2 pseudogenes are annotated in these 559 nt (G+C 42.0%); one reads left to right on the top strand and one right to left on the bottom strand.

Annotated elements, in window-relative coordinates:
- A pseudogene (locus AB4486_RS25755) lies at positions 1-282 on the bottom strand (MurR/RpiR family transcriptional regulator); the annotation flags it as partial.
- A gap of 172 nt (positions 283-454) precedes the next feature.
- Between AB4486_RS25755 and AB4486_RS25750 the strand changes: the two are divergent.
- Positions 455-559 (top strand): annotated as a pseudogene (locus tag AB4486_RS25750) (PTS fructose transporter subunit IIABC); the annotation flags it as partial.

The raw sequence follows: 559 nt of genomic DNA, 5'->3' as shown, positions 1-559 counted from the left end.
ATACACCACAGGGGATAACTTCAATGTATTGGCAACCCCCGCAATTTGTTGCTGATTCATGTGACTTGAAGGTGTTGTCACATTTTGCTTGAGCTCATTAGAGAGTTTATACCTGAGTTCAGTGTAACTCGCGTAGCCCATCTTTTTGCAAACTCGATTTACCGATGTAGTTGTTGTTAAAGCCTTATTTGCAATGGTCTTAGCCGAAATCTCATGGAGCTCACTGGCGTGGCCGATCAAATACTCGTAAATCGCACGTTCTATACCTTGAAATGTGTTCATTGCTCTCAGCTATTATTTAAGAAACTATCAATATTACGCGCGAAAATGAGGCAAATTACCATGACTTCAATCACAGATGTATCGTGATACTTCGGTTGTACGATGAAACAGTGTCGGTACACATTCACGCTTCATATACTGGCCGCAGTTGATAAGAACAAGGTATTAAACCATGGCTAAGAAAAAACTGGTTGCAGTGACCGCTTGTCCTACAGGGATAGCGCACACCTTCATGGCAGCTAAAAAAATTCAGAGCTGGGCTGAAAAGCAAGGCTAT

It is taken from the genome of Vibrio sp. 10N.222.55.C6 (assembly GCF_041473395.1).
Lineage (GTDB): Bacteria > Pseudomonadota > Gammaproteobacteria > Enterobacterales > Vibrionaceae > Vibrio > Vibrio crassostreae_C.
This window is presented reverse-complemented; position numbering and strand designations above follow the sequence as displayed.